The organism is Anaerovibrio sp. RM50 (assembly GCF_000622005.1).
Lineage (GTDB): Bacteria > Bacillota > Negativicutes > Selenomonadales > Selenomonadaceae > Anaerovibrio.
Genome location: NZ_JHWV01000005.1, coordinates 31,356 through 55,706 on the forward strand (window position 1 = coordinate 31,356; position 24,351 = coordinate 55,706).

Consider the following 24,351-nt stretch of genomic DNA (forward strand, 5'->3'; position numbering starts at 1 on the left):
CAACTATCCACGCAATAAATGTGCATAACTTAAATATTCGTGTAACACTTAGGTAGCTTAAGGTATATAAATAATATAACGATATGTTCACAATAAAAATAATAAAGAAAATGGAGGTGCCGAAAATGAATAGACTAAACACACTAAAGAAAAATATATTAATCATTGGAATAATCCTATTATTGCCATTATTTCTTTCCACCTCAGCATTTGCAGAAAGGCATCAGGTAGAAGGTGATGGCTCCTACTTCCTGATAAACAATGAGCTTGAAGATGAAGCACTTGCCAAAGAACGTGCCAAGTATGAGGCCTTGCAAATTGCCAGCGAACAGGCTGCTATTTTTGTTGACACTTCATCAGAATTGTATTTTGATCAGCTGACCTTTTCTGAATTACATAGCTATGCTGCCAGCGTAATAAAAGTTCAGGGATTGCCACAATTTACCAGTTCAACCAGAGGAAATGGTACCATGTATTATTGCCATCTGACTGCTGTGGTAGACACCAACGACTTTAAGCATACCTCTCTTGAGTCTGTACAGAAAAGCTGTCGACAAAGGGATGAACGTAACCGTCTGATACGTGAAATGGATGAATTGAAGCATAAATATGCCCGGGCCTACAGTGAAATAGAAAAACAGAATATTCGCTTCCGCATGAAGCAGCTACGGGACAAATTTATGAGAAATGAGTCAAATACTTCATCTACATACAATACGGCAATGGCAAAGCTGGCATATAATGATGGCCTTGATTATGATAATAACAAGGATTATTCCAACGCCATTGAATGCTATCAAAAGGCCCTTAGCTATGATCCTCGGTATGTCAAGGCATATAACAACCTAGGAATAATTTATGAAGATGTATTGATGAACTATGAAAAGGCCCGTGAATGTTTTGAGACCTCTGTACAGATAGACCCTTCCTACGATTATGGATATTGTAATCTGGGTATCCTTTATAATGATATATACCATGATTATGATAAGGCCATGGAAAACTACAATAGGGTTCTTCGCCTGAATCCTGAATTTCCTGGTATAAATAGATATATAGCCAGAACCTATCTGGCCATGGAGCAATATGAGGATGCCTTAAGCAATGTACAGAAGGAAATGTCTAATAATAAACCGAAGAAACACGACTATTGTTTATTAGGTGAAATATATCTGGCAACCGGTGAATACGAAAGGGCAATGGAAGCATTGGAAAAGGCAATCAGCATGGATAATGATTATGCAGAGGCCTATCTTTATCGGGGACTTACCTATGAACAAATGGGTAATAGTAGCCAGGCCCTTCAGGATATTGGCAAAGCCAAAGAACTTGACCCGAATAATGAAAAGGTCAGACAGCATTATAACCGCTTGAAATAATTATCCACAAATATTAACGTTTATGCACATAATATGTGTTCTGTTTTTGTGGATAAAGTGGATAACTTTGTGTATAACTCAATATATAGTGGATTTTTTCATCCAAAACACAATATATAGGGCAATTTTTTCAAAAATATCCAATTAAACTTGTGGATATTTTACATTTCCTTTTCATGTTTAAAAATTATACTTAAAATAATTGAAATATTATCCACAATTAGTTGCATTAGTCATGTGAAAATCTTATAATGTCTAGGCAGTTTAATTTTTTTGAAACCAATTCTTTCATATAAAAATAAAAGGAAGCGAAATAATTGCAAAACAATAAATACAATGAGCAGCCGCCTATATATCGTTCCAAGCGGCGCAAGAAAAAGAAAAGTAATTTCTGGCCAATGTTCCTGCTTTTATGTGCCTTTGCTATAGCGGCAGTGGCAGGAGCCCTCTTTGCCTCGTCTTATCTCTTTGATAAGCCTGCCAAGCCGGAAAAGACAAATCTTATGACGGCCAAGGACAAAATCGTTGTTATGATTATGGGTGTGGATGAACGTGAAGGTGATGTGGGCCGGTCTGATACCCTTATGGTGGCCACATTGGACCCTAAGAAGAAGAAAGCTGCTCTTTTATCAATTCCCCGTGATACCCGTGTTAAAATCAAGGGCTACGGCTTTGATAAAATCAACTCAGCTTACGCCTATGGTGGCTACGAGCTGACCCAGGACACTGTGGAGGACCTGATTGGCGTCCATCTGGAGCACCATATTCTAATTAATATAAAATCCTTCAAGAAGATAATCGACGCTATTGGTGGCGTGGATATAAACGTGGAAAAGCGAATGTACTACGAGGATGTATGGGATGACGACGGTGGTCTGCTTATTGACCTTCAGCCTGGTCTCCAGCACATGGATGGCGACACAGCCATTACCTACGTGCGCTACCGTGATGAGGAGGGGGATATTGGCCGTATCAGACGCCAGCAGAAGTTTATGCAGGCGGTTATGGACCAGATAACATCACCTGCCATCATTCCACGTATTCCGTCCATTATTAAGGAAGTAATTGACTCTGTGGAGACTGACCTTTCCATGAAGCAGCTTATTGAATTTGCCACATCCCTTAAGGATGCACAAAGAGCAGGTCTCCAAGCGGAGATGCTGCCAGGCAAGCCTATGTACATAGACGAGGTAAGCTATTGGATTCCTGATCTTGGCAAGCTGAGAACAACAGTGGCTAATACTCTTGACTGTACTCTGGATAAGACACTGAGGGATGATCTGGCAGAGGATACCCGTGAATATGAGGAATCCATTCCTGATAATGCCCGTGAGCTTAACGCCGAGGAAGCAAGGGAAATTTACCGTCATGAAAACACCGAGGATATGGAACGGGCTAAGCAAATTACCAAGAAGGAGTCTACAGACGAAAAGCTGAGAAAGGACCCTTACGAGAAAAAGGAAGAGACCCCGGCAAAGAAGGAAATTGAGCCTGAGCCACAGCCGGCAAGGGACAACAATCCTAAGCCAAGGGGACCTGCCCCATCTCCTACAGTACCAAGTGCAGGAAAAACTGCTAACTGATATGAATTGATGATTTACCTAAGTAAAGTGGCGTAAATATTGATATTAATAAGGCTATGATCTGTTGGTATTATATTAGATACCCGGTCATAGCCTTTTTATATTTCTTATAATTATAATTTTGCTAAACTATATTAATTAATTATAATAAAAATATTGAAATAATTAATAAAATTTACTAAAATAAAAATAGTGATTTTAATGTATAAGGAATATATTTCTTATATTCCTTGAAAGGAATATATTATGTTTGATATAATTCATTATGAGAAAGCAAATAGCGAAAAACCTGTTGATGAATTTCTTATGTCCCTGGATATAAAGATGAGGGTAAAGGTGCTTCGTAATATTGGCCATTTAAAGCTTAATGGATATAAATTGAGAGAGCCATTATCTTCTCCATTAAGAGATGGTATATTTGAATTACGTACACAAACGGCTGGTAATATCACCAGAATATTATTTTTTTTCTATACAGGAAATAAAATTGTTTTAACCCATGGATTTATAAAAAAAACCCCTAAAACACCACAGTCGGAAATAGAGCGGGCATTAAGATATAAAAATGACTATATTACAAGAAAGGAGTCTGAGTCCCATGGATGATTATGAGCGGTTTTTAAATGAACAACTAAAAGATCCGGAATTTAAAAAGGAATGGGACGCCAGTCAGCTTGAGTTTGAAATTACTGAGATGATTATTGCTGCCCGTCATGAGCAAAACCTTTCTCAGAAAGAATTAGCGGCTAAATCTGGTATTAGGCAATCCAATATAAGTCGTATTGAAAATGGACAGTGTGTCCCTAATCTTAATACTCTGCAAAGAATTGCTGCCGGGCTAGGAAAAAAAGTTCAAATACAATTTGTGTAAGGAAAAATCAGGGTATAGGACGCGTTATTGCGGTTCCTATACCCTGATTTATTTTTAATGTATGGATTTTTTCTTGAAGCGGCCACCTACAATGTCGTGGACAGGATTAATGGTGATGAAGGCGTTTTCATCCTTGTCGATGGCTATTTCCTTAAGCTTGTCCACCTCCAGGCGGGTCACCACGCAATAAATAACCTTCTTTGGATCCCCGGTATATGCACCCATGCCCTTTATGAAGGTAACACCACGGCCCAGACGGTGCATAAGGGCATCTGCTATTTCATCGCTTTCCTCTGACACGATCATAACGGCATAGGATTCGTCCAGCCCCTTAATAACCACATCAATCATCTTGGATATTACGAAGTATGCCACCAGTGAATACATGGCCTTGTCCCAGCCAAAGACAAAGCCTGCCGCTCCCAAAATAAAGACATTGAAGCCAAGTACAACCTCACCAACGGAGAAGGTAGTGCGTTTGTCCAGTATAATGGCCACGATTTCCGTACCATCCAGGGAGCCGCTGTTTCTGATAATCAGCCCCACACCGATGCCCGCCACAATACCGCCAAAGATGGCGGCCAAAAAGTAGTCGTCCGTCACCTGGGGTACCGGCTTAAAGTATTCTGTCCAGAATGACAACAGCAGGATAGAAACTATAGTTGATATGGAAAAGGTTTTGCCGATGTGTTTATACCCCAAATATAGGAAAGGAATATTAATGAGCACCAGATAAACACTGAAATTTATTGGTGTCAGGGCATCTGCCATAATGGATATACCCACCACACCACCATCAATAATATTGTTTGGAATAAGGAAGGTTTCCAGTCCCACGGCGTAAAGAAAAGCACCAAAGCACAGGATGAAAAATTTCTTTACATAGCTGCCAAGGGTTTTCTTTTTCCGAACAAATTCCTTTTTCGCCTGCAAATCAACTATTGTGGCGTTTTCGGACTTTTCCTCCGTGACCGGTTTCTCCGTCTCATTTGATGTCTCTGAAATTTTGTTAACTTTTTTCGCCTCTATATCATTTATTTCAATAGGTTCATTTTGGGTATCATTCATAAAAATTCACCTCTAATATTTAGAGTAGCACAAGAATACAGATGGCACAAGGTATTATTAAATGGGCAAGAAATTATGCAGACTATTTTTTGAAAAATTTTTCAGTAAATTAAAATTATTGCTTGATTTTTACATTTGTAACATGGATAATGAAATTGTGTTTACAATTATGCGAAGGTTTTTTCTTGCATAATATATATTTAGGGGGAAATAGGGGTATGGCTCGTGACAGGGACAAGCTATCCATTAACGTGGCCAAGCTGTATTACCGCTCGGAATACAGCCAGCAGCGGATAGCTGAGGAGCTGGGCATATCAAGGCCGTCGGTGTCAAGACTGCTGCAATATGCCAAGGATAAGGGTTACGTTAAAATCCAGATTATGGACCCGGTGGAGGATATGTCCAACATGGAGCAGATGCTTGTGGAAAAGTATCATCTCCATGAGGTGCGTATAGCTTCCTCTACCATCAATGATGAGGATGAAATCAAGAAATACATCGGTATTAAGGCAGCGGAGTATCTTGATTCCATTGTACAGGACGGGGATATTATAGGTGTTGGTTGGGGGACCACCCTTTATGAAATGTCCTGCTCATTATTGCCAAGGACCCTGAAGGGGTCCCAGGTTGTGCAGCTGGAGGGGGGCGTTACCCATTCCAAGTGGCGCAACTACGCCAAGGATATTTTGGAGAATTTCTCCAATAATTACGGCACCATTGCCCAGTATCTGCCATTGCCCGTGGTTTTTGGCAGCCGTGAGGTAAAGGAAATGGTGGATCAGGACCGTCATATCAAGAGGGTACTGGAAATGGGGGCCCACGCCAATATTGCCGTCTTTGGTGTTGGTACAGTGCGGCCAAATGCCCTGTTCTTCCGTCTTGGCTACACGGATCAGGAGGAGCAGGCCAGAATTCAGCAGCTGGCTGTGGGAGATATTTGCTCCCGTTTCTTTGACGCAGACGGACGTATCTGCAACAAGGAGCTGGATGCCCGTACTGTTGGTATTAAGCTGGATGATCTTAAGTCCAAGGAGCACAGCATTATGATTGGCGGCGGTGAGGCCAAGGTGCCTGCCATAAGGGCCGCCTTAAGGGGACATTATGCCAATGTGTTCATTACGGACCAGTTCACTGCCAAGGAACTGCTTAAGGATTAAGAACTGAATATGTGAGAAGAAAAAACTCTTCCCGTAAGTCTCAAAGGCGAGACTATTTACGGGGAGAGTTTTCGTTTTTGGAGGTTATATGAATTATTTTCTTAATGTATTATGCCCACCAGCTTTAAAAGGAACTGGGCATTGGTGGTCCTGCAAGGCCCCTCCTTCATGGTGTAATCAAAGAGAATTTTATCTTCATCAAAATGCTCTTCAAAATGGTAATTATTTACTGGTACCTGGTCAGCTTTAATATTGCAAAGCTCAAAATCATGGGTGGAAACCAGGGTAATGAGATTGCTGCGGCTGAGATGTTTCAGGGCTGCCTCTGCCCCTACGATTCTGTCGGCGGAATTTGTGCCCTTGAAAATTTCATCTATTACCGCCAGTATGGGAATATCCTTGTCAGCTGCTTCAATCATGGCCTTTATGCGTATGAGTTCCGCGTAGAAGGTGGATATGCCACTGGCAAGGTCGTCATTTACCCTAATTGATGTGAGAATATGTATAGGGGTAAGCCTAAAGGCCTTGCCGCATACAGGGGCCCCGGCGTAGGCCAGTACACAGGAGCTGGCCAGAGTCCGCAGCCAGGTGGTTTTTCCCGACATATTGGAGCCGGTAATAATATTTAAGGAAGGATTAAGAATAATAGAATTCGGCACCGATTCACCGTAGGGAATAAGGAGATTGTTGAGGCTATCTGCCTCAATATGGGGCTTACTGTCATAGTTATCAAGAAGCTCCGGCATAATTGCATCTCCCCTGATATGTCCAATCACGGAAAGGCTTATGGCAGTTTCGGCCTCGTAAAAAATATTCAGCCAATGCTCCAGCTTTTGGCCATATTTCTTTTGCCAGTCAATGAACATTCTTACCACATGAAAATCCCATAAAATCAGGGCGTTAAGGGCAAAGAGCAAAATGAAATTGTGACGCACCTCTGCCAGGGCACAGAGCTTTCCCAGCTCCCCTATAGGCTTCATGGCTTCCCTAATTTTCGCCGGATCAATTCGACCCTTTTTTTCCGTCACCATGGCTTCCATGGCGTAGAGAAGCTGACAGTAGGCGATTAGTTCCTTGTTCAGCCTATATAATGGGGTAATGTGTACAGCATTTTTCCCCAGGGACACCAGAGCAAGGCCAAGTTGTATGATAAATAATACTATTGATGCCTCCATGGGAATAAGATTAAAGAGTCCTGCACCCAGTAATATCAGGGCTGCCACGGGCATAATAAATATAAGTTTATTAATGAAGGAAGCAGGATCCTGGCGTCTGTCCTTAAGGTAATCAAGGAGGGCCTGTACACTGTGGTTAAGGGGAATCTGGCGGCTGATGGCCTGCAACTTTATGGCATCCTCTACCCTTGTCATAAAGAAGGCTGTTTCCTCCTGGCGCAGCTTCAGCTCCCCCGGCTCCAGGGGCTTAGGACTTAACCGGCTGGCCAGAAGCCTTCGGCCCGACTGGGTGCGGGCTGTATTTATAAACTGGTAAATTGAGGACTGGCCTAAGATATTTAGGTCATTATCCTGGGTCATATTTCTGTCAAGGAAGTCATTACCCTTGTCCTCAAAGCTTTTCCATTCCCCCGTAAAGCGGTGAATGTATTCCTTAATAACCTCATTTCTGTTTAATTCATAATTTAGGTCGCCATGGAGACGGCTGTGGCCCCTTATTAAATGGAAGAAATAGGCAAAAATAAGGATTCCCGCCAAAAGTGGCCATGGGGAATTCATATCGTATGCCACTGCCACAGCGCCCAGCAGGGCCAAAAAAGACATGGTGCGTTTGGTGGTAAAGAGCTGGCTTTTCTTCTTGTAGCTTTCTATGGTTTCCAGGGATTCCCGGTTTAATTTTTCAAAATATGACTGTTCCATACTTGGTCCTCCTAAGGTTTGCTCACGGAAATTATTATACAATTATTGAAGTCAATTTACAAAAATTCTTAAAATTTGTCAGACAAGGAGTCTTTTTTAGATAGACATATTAAAAAAAGTATGTCTATGGTATACAAAACAAAAAAATATTGTTATAATTGAGTTGTGCAAAAGCTGGGAATAGTGTGAATTTTCAGCGAAATTTATTTTATTTATCTCATTATTTTTATTATTAATTGGAGGGATGAAAAATGTCAGAAGAAGAAGGCAAGAAATCTATTCTTGACAGCCTGGGAAAGTGGATTATTATCGCCACTATTCTGGGTGCCGTTGTAGGTCTGGTAATGGGAAAACCAGCCCACATGTTTGCTCCTGTCGGTGACCTGTTCATGTCACTGATCAAGATGGTAGTTGTACCTATGGTTTTCTTCTCATTGGTAGGAGGAGCTGCTTCACTGGGAAATTCCAAGGGTGCAGGTAAAATCGGTATTATAACATTCATTTATTATGGTGCCACTACAGCCGTAGCCGTAGCATTGGGTCTCCTCTTCAGTGAGATGTTCAAGCCAGGCTCCGGTATTAATATGGCCGCAATTTCTGAGGCAGCTATTGATATCGATATGTCCCAGAGCGGATCCATTCCGGGCTTCTGGGAAACCGTTATCGGCTTCGTTCCAACCAACCCATTTGCTGCACTGGTACAGGGTAATATCCTTCAGACCATCGTATTTGCACTGTTTGTTGGTTTTGCTCTTTCCGTTTTGGAGCCAGAGAAGAAGCAGTTTATGGTGAATATCTTCAATTATTTCACTGAAATTTTCATCAAGATTATGACTGCTATTATGTGCGTTGCTCCTATCGGTGTATTTGCCCTCATGGCTGATGCTACCGGTACCTTCGGTTATGACGTGCTGGTTAAGATTATTAATCTGATTGTTCTCTATGTTGTTGTACTTGCCATCGTTACCTATGTAATGATTGGTGGTACTGTTGCCCTCTTCTCCAAGAAGGTTGGCTATATTCAGTTCTTCAAGAGCATGTGGAAGTGCCAGGTATTCGCATTCTCCACTGCTTCCTCCATGGCTACTCTGCCACTGAACATGAAGACCAACGAGGAAGAATTTGGCCTGAACAAGGGTACTGTTTCCTTTGCCCTGCCACTGGGTGCTACCATTAACATGAATGGTAACGCTGCATATTATGCCATGGCTGCCACCTTCATCGCCCAGATGTATGGCATGGAGCTGAGCATGGGTCAGTATGTTGCCATCATTGTTACTTCCACCCTGGGTGCTGTTGGTCAGGCCGGTGTTCCTGGTCCTACCCTGCTGGTAGTTGCCGTACTGGTTGCTGCTGGTATTCCTATCGAGGCATTGCCAATTCTCTTCGGTGTAGACCGTATCTTCGATATGCTCCGTACCGCAGTTAACATCACTGGTGATGCTGCATGTGCTTGTATCGTTGACCAGTTCCGCGAGGAAGAGGCTTAAGGATACAATAGATGGGATAAATGATTCAATGAAAAGATTAGAGTGCTGTCATTTGACGGCACTCTTTTATTTTTAGAAGGATATTAAACTATTTTGTCGTATATATGAAAATATAAAAATTTATTTAAAGAGGAGTTTTTATATGAATATCAAAGCAAAAATATTTAAAAAGTATCTTGAGGAAAAGGAAATTACAGCATTTAATGTGGAGGAGGTGCCTGAGGACGAGCAGAATACAGTGATGTTCAGTTCCAATATAGTTGTGGAGGGCCAGAAGCTTCCTACATTGGTACTGCTGGATGATACAGCCTTCTCCGTAATACGGGTGCTGATTTTGAACAATGCCCTTACATCGGATAATGAGCTTAAGGTTATGCACATGGTAAATAAGGAGAACCTGGGTTATAAGCCATTCAAGCTGTATTTTGACCGCAACGGGGCATTGCTTATGGATGTGTGCATGACCACACCCGGTACTGAGGAAAAGGATTTTGACACCCTTGGGGATGAAATTTATGCCATGCTTAATTTGACAATAAAGTTTATGGGAGAAAAATATCGTAACTGGATGAAGGAAATCTGGTAAGTGAAGAAGCATTAAAACCGGTGGCTGAACAGTCACCGGTTTTTTCATTTTAGTTTCATTGTATTTTGCAGAGTTTAGCGGGGCCTGGCATGGGATAGGGGGTGTCCTTATCACATGTCACCCGTAAGATATTATATAATTAGCCCACTGTCTAAAATTAAATTAAGTAAAATGTTGATTTATATTAATTAAATATGGTAACATATAATCGTAAATTAAAAATGTATTAGCGGGATGATACATAAGAAATTATGGTATAATGGGAGAAAGAAATATGGGGAAGATTGATACAGAGGCAAAAGGGTATTTATCCAATGTGGAACGGTTCAGCGATTTGTTTAATTATTGGATATACAATGGAGAAAAAGTTATCCAGCCAGAGAATCTGCATGAACTTGACACCACAGCAATTGCCATTCCTTATGGTAACAAGTCCAAAAAACACGTACAGAAATATCGTGACCTGCTGAAGTTGTATAAGGCTATGGAGGATGACCAGGCGGTATATTTGATTTTTGGCTTGGAAATCGAATCAAAAATCCATTATGCAATGCCTGTACGCAATATGCTATATGATGCATTGAGCTATGCACATCAGGTGGATATAATTGTCAACCATAATAAAAGGGAAAAGAATTCCAAAAATAGTCACGAATTCCTATCGGGACTAAATAGAGATGACAGATTGCACCCGGTTGTGACACTGGTGGTTAATATCAGTGGCAAGCACTGGGATGGTTCTGACAGTATTCATAGTTTGTTATCTGTGGGGGATGAGCGGATTTTGAAGTTTGTTCCAGACTATAGGATAAATTTGCTTTCCCCGGATACATTGGCTGAAGATGATTTTGACAAATTTCATACTGGCATTGGAGCAGCATTGCAATTTATAAAGCATCAGCATGACGACAATATGGATTGGATTATAAACCAAAAGCGATTGGAAAGGGTAGACCGGGCAACAGCAGAGTTTATTCAAATTGCCACGGGAACCAGTTTTGAGATTGACGATGAAGAAGAGGAGATAAATATGTGCAGAGCATGGGAAAACTCAATGGAACAGGCTAAATCTGAAGGAAAAGCAGAAGGAATTATTGCGGGCCGTGTAGAGGGACAAAGGGCAGCTCAGCTTACCTCTATTCGTAATTTGATGAAAAATAAAGGTTGGACAGTACAGGAAGCAATGGATGCACTTATGATTTCTACAGAGGAACAGGCAGAATATATATCCATGATTTAGCATGCGAATTGAATTTTGTGTATATAAGATATCCTGCTGGTTGGTCATTTGACTGGTCAGCAGGATTTTTTTATGTACGGCGGGGCCTGTCACGGGATAGGCCATTCATTTGCTTCGCAGTGCCACATCAATTTATTTAGGGGCTTAAGCTGCTAACTTGATAATACATCAAAAATGATGTAAAATAAGCATTATCCAGAGCCCGTAAAGAAGGACTGTTGTAAAGGGGTGGAAATATGTTAGTTAAAAGCGATGCCCTTAAGGAGCAGAAAAAAATAGCGGAACTTACCGCCGGTGATGAATCCCTGATGAGGCAACATCAGCTATTTCAGGCGGAAATGCAGTTTAAGCAGGAACTTATAAATAAACGTAAGGCATATTCTTTGACTCAGAAGGACATAAGTGAGCGTTCTGGTTTATCTCAGCAGGCCGTCAGTAGATTGGAAAAAGGAAATGGCGGTACAATAGAAACCATCATCAAATATTTAAGTGCTATGGGCTGTACATTAACTTTAAAAGATGGGGCTATGCCATAAAATGACTCCAAGACTGGAAAGGGGTGTAAAGAAATAGCCCGTGTTACAAAGCTCACTGTTGAGCAGGTTGTTGAAATAGGGAAAAAGAATGCGTTAATCTAGTTATGGCGCAATGAATATTATATATGTATGAGATATCCTGCTGGGGGGTCATTTGACTGGTCAGCAGGATTTTTATTTAAGCTCCCCTATGATTTTGGTCGATATAATAGTATATGGTTTGGTAAGAAATTATTATCCCAAAAATATTTTTTTGCAGGATATTTGGATTATATGTAGAAGTAATAAATGATAGGTATCAACTATTATTTTTAGCGAATTTAGTGATGTTTCCTACCCCGAAGGGAGTGACAGGGCATGAAAGCGCAGAAGATATTGACAACCAACGTGCAGGGCGGTTTTTTTGTGCCTGAGTCTGTCCTCGCGGGGGGGGGTAACTGTTCAGCTCCAGTAGACACTTATCAACAAGTATATAACTATGTAAATAAGCCTTCTCTCAGGAGGCTGGTGAGTCTTTGCGGCTTGCCGGCGGCCTGAGGGAAGGCTTTTTGTGTTTTTAAGCGGTAAATAGCCCAGGGAGGGGAGTAATATGAAAAACAAGAAAAGCAAAAAAGAATTGACCCGTCTTATTATGGCGGCACTTATATTGGGCGGAGGGTGCCTTTATGGGCCTGTGGCTGAGGCGGGTAGTGTCACGGTCACAAGTGATGAGACCGTAAACTATGTCTATAATGGCACAAAATCCAACAATTCTAATGAGCCGGATCCGAGAGAAAATGCGGATGATCATACAACTACAGTCTATGGTACAGTAATTGGTAAGGGCTATTCTCAAGCAGGAGATTTAAATGGCGGGACTTTTGGCGGATTGAACAATAATAGTTCCTCTGGTACGGCCAATAGAAATAAAGTTATCATCTACGCTGGTGCTCGTATCTACTACGATGTCTTTGGCGGTCGTGGATATTATGCCAATGATAATACCGTCACTATCAACGGCGGTTATTTTTCTCAAAGCAATATTTATGGTGGATATACTACTGGCGGCACAAGCAGCGGAACAGCCAATAACAATACTGTCAATATCAATGCGACAGTGTCCGGCATCGCTACCATAAATGGCGGTTCAGGTTCCGGCAACGTCCTGAACCTTGGCGGTCTTGATGAGGATGAGGGACTCAACACGGGAAATGTTTATAATTTTGATAAAATTGTCCTTGGCTACACTGATACAAAGAACGTATCACACCCTGTGACATTTAAAAATAACGCGTATGTGCTCAAGGCAAGTGGCCAAGTAGTTAAACCAAACTCTTGGCTGGACATTTCGGGCATGACCATTCCAGCTGCTAATTATGGTACCATGACGCTGCTTTCCGGTAAGCAAGAATCACAATGGAAAACCAGTTTAACAGGTATTACAGTGAAATACGGAACCGGTGACAACGATAAGGTGCATCTTACTCAAGCCTCACCCAGCGCGGTAGTTGGGGGCACGTCGGTCGACAACGACACGGTCAATAACGTCACCCTCCACTACAAGACGGATGTGGTAACCGCATTCCTTAACACTAACACCTATAATGGCCAATTTCCAGATTTAATAAATAACGAGGTGAAATTATCACGCAGTGCCGACAAAACTCCTGTCACTGAAGTCACTCTCGGCGCGATGACATGGGGTACGGGAAGGACGGACGGGAGCAGTTACACCTTCAATTCGAGTACCGCCATCAATGCCTCGAATCTGACCTTTACAGGGTCATTTAACAGTAACCCGATTAATCAAACCACAACTTTGCTTTCTAATGCAAATGGTATAAAGGATAGTACCACAGCGAAGGCAATTAATCTTGCTGCCTCCTTCCAGGATGCCAATGGCGTCGGATATAGCGGTGCGGCAACAAATGGTAATGTAATCTCCAGCAATACCAATAAGAATATTACATATAAAGTAACTGGTGCTACTTTAAACAGTCTTAATCTTGCTGGCTGGAATGGTTCCACTAGCACCCTTCTGTCTGGCTGGACGAACAATTCCAGTGGTGTCAATGTAACTGCTTCCTTTACCAATCTGCCCAATATAGGCACTGATGTGTCCAGAATTATTATGACCACAAATGGTAAAACGGGCTTTTTCAGTGATGACAAAATTACTGGTAACAATAAATATAAAACATCTGGTTCCATTGTGGATGTTCCTGTGGCAGGAGTTACTTTGTCCGGAAATACGGCCGGTGGTGTAACGACAACCAATAGCGGTGCAGATCTGATTTATTACGCCACAAAAAACGATGTAACTGGTATTACCCTTGGTTCCACCACCTGGGGAGCCAAGCGGGATATAAATAACAATGCTGCCTATGATTTCTCCGGGGTTACCAGCATTGATGCATCGGGGCTTACCTTTACGGGGACAGCTACCATAAATGGGTTCACTGATTCCACCAATATTCTTACGAATGCAACTGGTCTTGCCTATGCTGGTGCTATTACCCAGCCAACTAATAAGACCTTTAATATCTCATATACGGATAATAATACCAAGATTACATATAAGGGCCAGGCAACCAATGGAAGTCTGACCCGTGATAATACAAATTTAAAATATACCATTAGTGCCGGAAAAGTGAATGAAATTGATCTGGGCCAGTGGAACGGAACTGCAGCTCCAGCCCTTCCTAATACTTGGGATACACCTTCAGGGGGTGTGGCTGTTGACACTGGAGATTTTGAAAGCCCAACTGGCACAGATAATGTGGATATTTTTACCACCACTGAGGATGGCTTCTTTAATGAAAACAATATAACAGGAGATAAAAAATACAAGGACAATGAGCCGATGCCAGATGACAAGAAGGATGGCGTTACCATTTCCGGCACCAAGTCCGGAGGTATTGCTCCTTCTGAGGATGGCCTGACCCCAACAACAAGTGGTAAAAGACTCACATATTTTGCCGAGTCCACCACGGGAAGCAAGATTTCCCTTGGTGAAGTGGCCTGGACTAAGGCTGGCACAGCCCGTGCATTGACTGGAAATTATAACTTCTCCAACTTGGTCAACAATGATGTGGATGCCACTGGCCTTAAATTCACCTTTGCCAATAGCAGTGATGATACCAGTGTAAATAAAATCGCTGCTGGGGATACCATGACTATCCTTGCGGGGGCAACGGGACTTAATTCCGGGTTGACTGTTGCTGGTTCCCCTAAGAGCCAGGCTGTCAGCTATGGCATTAATAATGTGGCAAATCTTTCCGGAACCTTAACTGGTAATGTAACCACAACAGCTAATACGGTGAACTATGAAGTAACCAGCAAGACCCTGGACAGCGTGGATATTTCCAGCTGGGATGGCAGCACAAGTGAGGCAGTTGATGGAAGCTGGACAAGAAATTCCAGTGGCATCAATGTAACGGGCAGCGGCTTTACAGCTCCTACCACTTTAGGGGATACCCCTATCCTTACGGCAACAGGGGGCTTGTTTGCTGATGCAAAAATTGCTGACAGCATTAAATACCAGCCAAGCGGCAAATATACTGAAAAAGAGCAAAATATTACCCTTTCCGGGAAGCAGGCCAAGGGCGTGCAGACAGCTGACAGTGACAACAAGCTGGTTTATTCTATAGGGGCGGCCTATATTGATAACCTTCAGCTGGGGAAGGTAACCTATAATAAGAATGCAGAGCTCTTGGATAAAAGCTCTGCCATGTACAACTTCTCCTATCTGACCAGTCTGGACACATCCGGCTTCGGCGTTACCATGACCGATGACCAGAAGAAGACTGCCCAGGCAAATGACTCCATGAAATTGGTACATGCCAATGCAACTTTAACTGATATTGCAGCCAAGGAGGCTGGCACCAACAATTATTCCTATGCTCCAACCTCTGGTATGACAGTGGGTGGCTCCGTTGTGGGCCAGGTGCTGGCAACAAATAATGATGTGCTTTATCAGATAAAGGAAAATAAGGCATCTACTCTGGATATTACAAATGTACAATGGGATAATACCTACGCCCGTCCAAATGACGAAATTACCTACAGCACAGCTGTGGTGGATTCTTCCAATATAAAATTTACTGGAGTGGACAACCTTACTACGGGTCAGACCATGATCTTGGTTTCCAACTATGGCGACAGCGTTACCAAGACCAGGGCCGGAGTATTCACCCTGGATGATGGCCGAACTGGCAAGGGAACTGCCTACTATGACACAAATACGAAAAACCTTATGTATAAGGTAACTCTGGGTTCTGGTGAGACCCAGCCAACAGTAAATGTCACTGGCCATACGGAAATTTTTACTGATGGTGGTACAAAACAGGGCACCATTAATGGCGGCGAGGCCAAGGGTGACGGTGAATCCACAGGCAATGGAGCTGAGGTTAAGGGTACAATAATTACCAACGATGACGGCACTGGCGGCGATGTATTTGGCGGCACCAGCGAGGATGGCCCAGCCAAAAATAATACAGCGGATGTAGAAGACAGCGAGGTAGCTGGCGATGTTATCGGTGGCCAGAGTGACAACGGTCCGTCCACTGAGAATAAGGCCAAGGTCAAAGACAGTAAAATCCACGGCGATGCAGACGGTGGCCGGAGCAACGGCGATGGCGATACCACAAAGAATGAGATCTTTGTAGAAGGCGGCGGAACCACAATAGATGGTGACGTAAACGGCGGTCATTCCGGCGGCAACGGCAATTCCGACGAAAACAAGACTGATGTTAAAGGCGGTGCCAAGGTCAAGGGCAATGTAAACGGCGGCCACACCAACGGTCACGGCCACGCCACGGGCAACGAAGTCTTTATTGAAGGCGGCGGAACCACCATAGATGGTGACGTAAACGGCGGTAAGAGCGACACTGACGGCGACACCGATAAAAATAAGGTTAACGTGAAGAATGGCAGCAAGGTCGGCGGTGACGTAAACGGCGGCCATACAGGCGGCAATGGTCACGCCAATGAAAACACCGTTGATATAGACGGTGGCACAGTAGATAAGGATGTAAATGGCGGTAAGACCGATGGCAACGGTGACGCCAAGAACAACAAGACCGATGTCAAAGGCGGCAGCAAGGTTGGCGGCAGCGTAACTGGCGGCAGCTCTGGTGGCAGCGGCGAGGCATCTGGCAACGAAACCACTATTGAGGGCAAGAGTGAAATTGGTGGCGACGTAACTGGCGGTAAGAGTGGCAGTGGCGGCACCAAGGACAACAAGGCCGATGTCAAGGAGGGCAGCAAGGTTGGCGGAAGCGTCATCGGCGGCAGCTCAGGTGGCAGCGGCGAGTCCACTGGCAATAAGGCCAATGTGGAAGGCGGAAGCGAGGTTCAGAAGGATGTAATCGGTGGCCAGAGTGAAAATGGCAACACCGACAAGAATGAAGCAACTGTTACTGGCAAGAGCAAGGTAAATGGTGACGTTACAGGCGGCAAGAACAATGGTAATGGCACTTCCTCCGAAAATAAGGCCACTGTAGCTGGTGGAAGTGAAATCGGCGGCTCAGTAACTGGCGGTCAGAGTGTAAATGGCAATACCAATAAGAATGAGGTCAGTGTTTCTGATGGCAGCACTGTAAATGGCTCCGTATTCGGCGGAAAGACCACTGGCAGCGGCAGTGCGGACAACAATACTGTTAATATTGCCAGCAGCACCATCAAGGGCAGTCTCTCAGGCGGTGACAGCAATGGCGGCAGCGCTTCTGGCAATACAGTTACTGTGAATAATACCAATGTGGGTACAGATACCAGCGATGGCAATATCTACGGCGGTAAGACTGCTGGTGTCAACAAGCCGGCGGATACCAACACCGTAAGCCTCACGGGAGGCACTGTAAAGGGTGGCGTATTTGGCGGCTACAGTGAAAATGGCTCTGCTGCCAATAACAAGGTAACTGTAAACGGCACCACCATTCGTGACTACATCTACGGCGGCAAGAGTAAATATCTGTCCCAGAATGATGAGGTTTACTTCAAGAATGGCTCCGTAATGGGTATTATCGGCGGTGGCTGTGAGGAATCCCTCAACAATCTGGCTGAGCTTTCAGATGGTACTGTAGAGGAGCATGTTCTTGGCGGCTTTGCAACAGGAACTGACGGCATTGCCAAGGGCAACAAGGTTCAGAAGACCGGCGGCACCGTAAAGGGCAGTGTTATTGGCGGCTATGGCAACGGCACTGCTGAGGGCAATACCGTATATCTCAGTGGTGGCACCGTACAGGGCAATACCATTACTTCAGCTATATTGGGCAACACCATTGTTGGCGGAGTATATGGTGGCTATGGCACAGGCTCCACCAAGAACAACAGCATATATCTCTATGGAACTGCTGATGTTTCCAATACAGCTCTTATTGGCGGTACCAGCGAGGCTACTGGCAATATTCTGAATATTGGTTACATGGACAATGGTACAGCCACCCCATGGACTGGTGGCGGCCAGAGTGTAAAGGATATCAAGAACTTTGAATCACTGAGCTTCTCTGTAGTGCCTTGGAGCACCAGCCAGTCCGGTATCCAGATTACAGATGGCACAAACAGCGATTTGTCCATGACCACTGTATCTGCCAAGGACGTAGTCTTTACGGGCACCAAGTCCCTGGCAGTGAATGATACCATGACTCTCCTTGATCAGAGCAAGGCAAATAAAAAGGCTACCAGTCTGAATACGACTTCCAACTTCACTGTGGGTACAGTGGGTGAAGGTACTGGTACGCTCTCTTTGGATAATAAAGAAAATGTAATTTACAAGGTGGAAACCGTCCATGCCAGTGAGCAGACCCATAGTACCGTTATGGATGCCGCAGCGGGCATGACCTCCCTGTTGGCAGGCAACGAGTTTATCGATGATTCCATTAAGGGACTGGCATTGCAGGAGAGCATTGGCACTGATGGTATTGCCACCTATGCAAAGCTTGGCGGCAGCGATATGCGTCAGGAGACAGGCAGCCACGTGAACCTCCATACATGGAATGGTATTTTGGCAGTGGGCCACAAGAACGACAAGAAGAAATCCTCCTTTGAGTATGGGGCATTCCTTGAATACGGTACTGGCAGCTATACCACCTTTAACGGCCAGTACAGAGGTGACGGCTCATCCAGATACAGCGGCGGCGGTGTTCTGGGCAAGTGGCAGCATAAGGATGGTATGTATGTGGAAGGCAGCCTCCGTGGGGGCAGAATCCACAGTGATGCCAACAATCTCCTCCGTGATGGCCTTGGCAATGGCTACAGCTACACCACTGATGCACCATATTGGGGCATTCATCTGGGAGTAGGCAAGGAAATACAGGTAAACAAGACAGATACTCTGGACGTTTACGCCAAGTATTTCTTCAACCGTCGTGGTGACGTATCCTTTGATGCAGGCGGCCATTATGAGCTGGATGCAGTAAGCTCCAATGTACTTCGTGTGGGAACCCGCTATACTGTAAAGAAGAATAAGAACTTCAATTACTACGGCGGTCTTGCAGTGGAGCATGAATTCAGCGGCGTGGCAAATGGCACAGCGGACGGCATGGCCATCCGCAGCGCAGACATCAGCGGCACCAGCCTCCGTTGGGAGATTGGGGCCACCTTCCAGCCGGACGACAAGACTCCAATGACCCTTGATCTTAACCTTACTGGTTTTGCAGGGCAGAAGCGTGGTCTCGCCGGCGGTGTATCCGCTCTGTGGCATTTCTAAAAAAATAAAAAAAGGTTCGCTGATTCCTGGGAGTCAGCGAACTTTTTTGTCGTCAATAAGTGATGGAACTTTTGCTTATGGAAAAATTTGAACAACTGCGTTATAATGTGTTAGATAAAATTGAAGGTGGTATATTAATGGCCCTTAGTCAGGAAGTGAAGGAAAAGCTCCAGAAGCGCATAGAGGAGCTTAAGAAGCGGATGCAGTACGATGCCAACGATCTGGATTATGAAACCCATCTGCACCAGATGCGGGAGCTGCAGAAGCTTATTAATAAGAGTAAATAGAAAGGGGCTGGGAAAGTATATACGGAACGCTCGCGCTCTCTAGTTTACCTAGTGGTACTAAGCTCATTCGGCGCCATAGGCTTGAATTCACTAAGTACCAAGGTAAAATATGTCCGTATATATCTTCCCCAGCCGTTTCATGTATATTTTTATATAGTAAATATATTACGAGGTGAATACGATGAAGGATACAACTTTAAAGGTTATTGATAATCTGATTGCGCGTTATTCTGCTTTGGAGGTGTGCCGCAGCTCCATTCAGGAGGCTCTGGAGGCTATCTGTGCTTCCTATAAGAGCGGCGGCAAGGTGATTGTCTGCGGCAACGGTGGTAGTGCCTCTGATGCAGAGCATATTGTGGGAGAGTTTATGAAGGGCTTTATCCTTAAACGTCCAATTGATGATGAATTATATGGCAAGATGAAGGAAGTATGCCCTAATGAGGCTGATTATTTAAGGGATAATCTCCAGGGGGCTTTGCCAGCCATTTCCCTTATGAATGCAGTAGCCTTGAATAGTGCCTTTGCCAACGACCAGGCTCCGGATTTGGCCATGGCCCAGCAGGTGCTGGGGCTGGGCAACAAGGAGGACGTGCTTATTGGCATCAGCACCTCCGGAAATTCCGCCAATGTAATTTATGCAGTACAGATGGCCAGGGTTAAGGGCATAAAGACCATCGGCCTCCTTGGTGGCAGGGAATGCAAGCTGAAGGGCCTTTGTGATATTGCCATCTGCGTTCCTGAAATGGAGACCTACAAGATTCAGGAGCTTCACCTGCCTGTTTATCACGCTTTGTGTATGGCAGTGGAAAATGAATTCTTTTTAAATTAATTTACAGCATAAAAAATACGCCCCTATTCATGGAAAATAACCATGAATAAGGGCGTGTTTGCTATATTTTGCTATATCTTAAAACAAGACTCCACTGTATTGGAGGAAAAGACGGAAACCATCTGTTTGAAGTGTTGGAACAAAGTCTACAACATTTCTCGCAAAGAATGCCTCGACATTATCGGAATAATCCCTTTCTGTCCAGTCTACAAAACCATCACCAAAATTTCCTTTTTGGCCAGAAATATTCACAAGATGAGCCAGTGGCCGTCCATTAGACGGATCCTTAACAAATATTAAAGAATAGTCATGCTTCTTTGTTTTGTTGTCATATATGTAAAAAGTATTTGTGTCAAAATCAAAGTCGAAGCAAATATAATGATATTTCTCCGTCGGACTTTCAGTAACTATTATGTATGTCCCATAATCGGTCACATTGTTTCTTTGCAGTTGGTTACGTGTATAATTTATGTTTTCTGGCATTTCAAGTTTCCACTCTTTATACGAACAATAATAAATAACATTATTGCTCCAATATGCTGCTGCATCTGCAACAGTTTTAGAATGTTGGAAGCGGTCAGGATGTAATGATTCCCAAAGCTCATCACGGAGATTGTGACGTGATGAAGGATTCTGCGCAATGGCATCACACTCGCTGTTGCAGGCATAGGTAGTTCTACGCACTGGTGCAGCCGCTATCTGAGGCTCATTTACAGTAACAGCAGCTGCTGCGGCAGCCTCTTCAGCCTCTACTTCTGCCTTCAGCTGTTCATACTGCTGCTGGTACACACCATTTTCATAATTATTACGAACTTCCTGAGGAATTACCTCCTGGTAGAACTCCTCACCTTCATCGTATTTGATTTTTTCAGTATCGATGATAATGGCGTTTGCAGAGTCAAATACTGTCCGCTTTGGGAACTGGGATGCATTATTACATACATATACAGCATCGTTGAGCTTCTTTAAAGTGTCTTTGTACTTGTTCAGCTTCTGCTGATGTGCCAACTGATTCTTTGCAACTATCTGACTTTGCTGGTTCGCAAATTCTGTTTTGTCATCAATTATTTCATTATCATATTTCTTGGCTTCTTTATAATCAGCATTGCTTTTATCTTTATTTCCCAGAGCTTCATAACACTTGCTGCGATAGAAGTAGGCATGGGCAAATTTATCATCGAGCTTTATAGCCGCATTAAAATCAGCAATCGCCTTGTCATATTGGCCTAATTCATAGTAAATACAGCCACGGGTATCCAGTACATAAGCTTTATTTTTATCCTTGAATACCGCCCATTCGGCATCCTCCAGTGCCTTATCATTTTGTCCTAACAGATAATACCACCATGCCCGCGTGTTATAAGCATTACTTGAAGGGTTCATCTCAATCCGCTTGCCAGCCCATTCAATAGCTGTATCATAGTCGCCTGATTTCCAGGCAGACTCTGCCAAATCACGCAGTATTCCCTGAGACTGGCAACCCTTATCGTAGGCTTGCTTCAAGGAATTGTACTCTGTTTTCCAATCCTCATCCTTTTGGGCTGCAATGGCCTTGGAAATTTCATTACCGTATTTTTCACTGGCTAATTGGTTGTCAGTGAGCACTTCCTCACAAAGATTAGGGAAGGAATCTCTTATGGCATTATAGGCATATTGAGACTCGCCTCCTATGTCCTTTAAATAACTCATGTCATACCAGTTTTTATCTGCATTCGGCTGGCTTTCGTCCAAATACAGCATTTTGTTGTTTAGTGGGTCAAACCAGGCATAATATGGTCCACTCTGAGTTACATAGGGAATGCCATAGGGAAGCATCTGCTCAAGATGTCTGGTATATGAGCATTCGATAAAAGAATAACCATAGTACTCAACTTTTTTTACGCTAGGCGTATTCAATCTGTAATACCCATAATCTATATAGGCAATAATTGGATTATCTGTATTCTCGGCATAACAGGTGCCAACTAACAGTAGCAGAACTGCCCACAGTCCCGTCAAAATTTTTCGTAATTTCATTATCCATCCTCCTTAGACACCGACCAGGTAACAGCATCAAACTATCACCTAGTCGTTCATTTTAATTATTCATCCCATTCGCATATGAAACCACGCTGCTCACTAGTATTTTTATATGATAAGTCGTCCCATTTGCGAGGCCATACGCATCCTTTCTTAATCAAGATTTTAATGTGTCGTACTTTTTGTGTCCACTAAATCATACTAACATCAAATAGTTATAAAAAATCTCATTTTAATACCTCCATGTATTACACTTTTCCATGCTCTCAAGTATAGCACCTATGTCCCTTTTGTTTATTTACCAGCTGGCACCCTTTTGCCAGAAGGATGGCCGCAGCATAACAAGAAATAGGAATATTTCCAGACGACCAACAACCATAAGGCCGCAGCAGATATATTTGGTAAGGTCATTAAGGGTGCTGAAGTCGTTGGCGGCACCAAAGGCCACTCCTGCATTTCCTATGGCGGAAAAGCCCAGCACAATGGCATCCATTATAGGCAGCCCCTCAATGGTAAATACCAGGGCACCCATAAGGGCCAGAAATACGTAGAGGAAGAAGAAGCGTCCCACGCGATTTACCACAATATCCAGCCTTTCCACCGTATCGTAGTGCATGTGAATAATCTGATTTGGGTGGAGCTTTTCCTGAATAATGTAATATACCATCTTGAAAAGCAGCAAAAATCTGGCTATTTTCATGCCCCCGGAGGTGGAGCCGGCGCATCCCCCTGTCAGCATCACAATGAGGAGACAGTATTTGGAGAAGGCAGGCCATTCATCGAAGTCGCTGTTGGAAAAGCCCGTGGTACTGATAACCGCCGCTGTCTGGAAGGTGGCATAGCGGAAGGCCTCAAAGAGGTTTATATCCAGGGCGGCGAAAAGATTGGTGGTAATGGCCAGTGACAGAATGGAAAAGAGGGCTATGTAGGCAATGAACTCACCGTCCTTGAACAGCTTGCGGTACCCCTGCTTCCAGGCAATGAGATAAAGGGAGAAGTTGCCTCCCCCTGCCAGCATGGCTATGGTAAGCACCACCTCAGCAGACAAATTGTCAAAGTATTCAATACTTTCATTTTGTGTGGAAAAACCGCCCGTGGCAATGGCCGACATGGCGTTATTTATGGCATCAGAAAAGCTGAAGCCGCATAAAAGCAACAGGCCGATAACCATAAAGGTGAGGAAAATATACACTAGAAGCAGGGCGTGGGCCGTATCCTTGAACCTTGGCAAAGGCCTGGCTTCCGTGGGTCCCGTGGTTTCCACCTCAAACATCTTAAGGCTCTTGGTGCCTGTCTGGGGCACTATGGCAATAAAAATAACGATAATGCCCAAGCCACCCAGCCAGTGGGTAAGGCTGCGCCACAGCCTGATGGAGGTGGGAAGTCCCGGAATATCTGTGACTACAGATGCACCGCTGCCCGTGATGCCGGAAACCCCTTCAAAAAAGCAGTCCACCGTTGGCATATAATGACCTGCCAGAAAGGGCAAAGAGGCGATAATGGAGGCAAAGAGCCAGCTGAGGCCCGTAATGGCAATACCCTCACGGATACTGATATCCTTTGTGGTAATTTTCCCCCGATTGCTGAAAAAAACAGCCAGGGAAAGACTCACAACAATGGCAGCCAAAAAGTCCAGCTCGTTGTTTTCATTTAACTGTATGGCCGTAAGGAAGGGAATCAGCAGGGTTACTGACATGGCAAACATAAGACGGCTCAGCATATAATAAATCACCGGATAACTCATG

General features: G+C 43.9%; 16 protein-coding genes. 12 read left to right on the plus strand and 4 right to left on the minus strand.

Features of this window, described 5'->3' with window-relative positions:
* Nucleotides 1–125: 125 nt before the first annotated feature.
* From T525_RS0102180 to T525_RS0102195, 4 genes are all read left to right on the plus strand, one after another.
* The gene (locus tag T525_RS0102180) at nt 126–1,379 is read left to right on the plus strand and encodes a lipopolysaccharide assembly protein LapB (RefSeq protein WP_027405836.1); all 1,254 of its coding nucleotides are present in this window, start codon (nt 126–128) and stop codon (nt 1,377–1,379) included.
* Between the two features lie 317 nt (nt 1,380–1,696).
* The gene (locus tag T525_RS0102185) at nt 1,697–2,962 is read left to right on the plus strand and encodes an LCP family protein (protein ID WP_369751927.1); all 1,266 of its coding nucleotides are present in this window, start codon (nt 1,697–1,699) and stop codon (nt 2,960–2,962) included.
* 246 nt (nt 2,963–3,208) lie between these two features.
* The gene (locus T525_RS0102190; RefSeq protein WP_037324898.1) at nt 3,209–3,568 is read left to right on the plus strand and encodes a type II toxin-antitoxin system RelE/ParE family toxin; all 360 of its coding nucleotides are present in this window, start codon (nt 3,209–3,211) and stop codon (nt 3,566–3,568) included.
* Nucleotides 3,561–3,833, plus strand: a complete 273-nt coding sequence (locus T525_RS0102195) for a helix-turn-helix domain-containing protein (protein ID WP_027405839.1) — start codon at nt 3,561–3,563, stop codon at nt 3,831–3,833. The genes T525_RS0102190 and T525_RS0102195 overlap by 8 nt, the downstream gene beginning before the upstream one ends.
* Nucleotides 3,834–3,887: 54 nt before the next feature.
* Here T525_RS0102195 and T525_RS0102200 read toward each other — a convergent pair whose 3' ends face one another.
* On the minus strand, nt 3,888–4,901 hold the full coding sequence (locus tag T525_RS0102200) for a YitT family protein (RefSeq protein WP_084276826.1): 1,014 nt from the start codon (nt 4,899–4,901) through the stop codon (nt 3,888–3,890).
* A gap of 218 nt (nt 4,902–5,119) precedes the next feature.
* Here T525_RS0102200 and T525_RS0102205 point away from each other — a divergent pair, with 218 nt between their 5' ends.
* The gene (locus T525_RS0102205; protein WP_027405841.1) at nt 5,120–6,058 is read left to right on the plus strand and encodes a sugar-binding transcriptional regulator; all 939 of its coding nucleotides are present in this window, start codon (nt 5,120–5,122) and stop codon (nt 6,056–6,058) included.
* Nucleotides 6,059–6,159: 101 nt separating this feature from the next.
* Here the strand turns inward: T525_RS0102205 and T525_RS0102210 are convergent, their stop codons facing one another.
* Entirely contained in the window at nt 6,160–7,932 is a 1,773-nt protein-coding gene (locus T525_RS0102210; protein ID WP_027405842.1) for a hypothetical protein, read from the minus strand.
* A 251-nt stretch (nt 7,933–8,183) separates the two neighbouring features.
* Here T525_RS0102210 and T525_RS0102215 point away from each other — a divergent pair, with 251 nt between their 5' ends.
* The 7 genes from T525_RS0102215 to T525_RS0102250 all read left to right on the plus strand — a co-directional run bounded on the left by T525_RS0102215 (nt 8,184) and on the right by T525_RS0102250 (nt 20,587).
* The gene (locus T525_RS0102215; protein ID WP_027405843.1) at nt 8,184–9,422 is read left to right on the plus strand and encodes a dicarboxylate/amino acid:cation symporter; all 1,239 of its coding nucleotides are present in this window, start codon (nt 8,184–8,186) and stop codon (nt 9,420–9,422) included.
* Nucleotides 9,423–9,564: 142 nt separating this feature from the next.
* Nucleotides 9,565–10,008: a hypothetical protein gene (locus T525_RS0102220; RefSeq protein WP_027405844.1), complete on the plus strand. Its 444-nt coding sequence runs from the start codon at nt 9,565–9,567 to the stop codon at nt 10,006–10,008.
* Nucleotides 10,009–10,282: 274 nt separating this feature from the next.
* Nucleotides 10,283–11,248 (plus strand): hypothetical protein, encoded by a 966-nt coding sequence (locus tag T525_RS13920; protein ID WP_051533345.1) that lies wholly within the window; start codon nt 10,283–10,285, stop codon nt 11,246–11,248.
* Nucleotides 11,249–11,484: 236 nt separating this feature from the next.
* Nucleotides 11,485–11,784 (plus strand): helix-turn-helix transcriptional regulator, encoded by a 300-nt coding sequence (locus T525_RS0102230; protein ID WP_027405845.1) that lies wholly within the window; start codon nt 11,485–11,487, stop codon nt 11,782–11,784.
* A 589-nt stretch (nt 11,785–12,373) separates the two neighbouring features.
* Nucleotides 12,374–19,471 (plus strand): autotransporter outer membrane beta-barrel domain-containing protein, encoded by a 7,098-nt coding sequence (locus T525_RS0102240; protein WP_027405847.1) that lies wholly within the window; start codon nt 12,374–12,376, stop codon nt 19,469–19,471.
* A gap of 137 nt (nt 19,472–19,608) precedes the next feature.
* Nucleotides 19,609–19,758: a hypothetical protein gene (locus T525_RS0102245; RefSeq protein WP_027405848.1), complete on the plus strand. Its 150-nt coding sequence runs from the start codon at nt 19,609–19,611 to the stop codon at nt 19,756–19,758.
* Between the two features lie 181 nt (nt 19,759–19,939).
* A complete protein-coding gene (locus T525_RS0102250; protein WP_027405849.1) occupies nt 19,940–20,587 on the plus strand; it encodes an SIS domain-containing protein in 648 nt (215 codons plus the stop codon).
* 78 nt (nt 20,588–20,665) lie between these two features.
* Here the strand turns inward: T525_RS0102250 and T525_RS0102255 are convergent, their stop codons facing one another.
* Together T525_RS0102255 and T525_RS0102260 are read right to left on the minus strand one after the other, a co-directional pair.
* Nucleotides 20,666–22,603, minus strand: coding sequence for a tetratricopeptide repeat protein (locus tag T525_RS0102255; RefSeq protein WP_027405850.1), 1,938 nt, complete (start codon nt 22,601–22,603; stop codon nt 20,666–20,668).
* A gap of 301 nt (nt 22,604–22,904) precedes the next feature.
* The gene (locus T525_RS0102260) at nt 22,905–24,350 is read right to left on the minus strand and encodes a TrkH family potassium uptake protein (protein ID WP_027405851.1); all 1,446 of its coding nucleotides are present in this window, start codon (nt 24,348–24,350) and stop codon (nt 22,905–22,907) included.
* Nucleotide 24,351 lies beyond the last annotated feature (1 nt).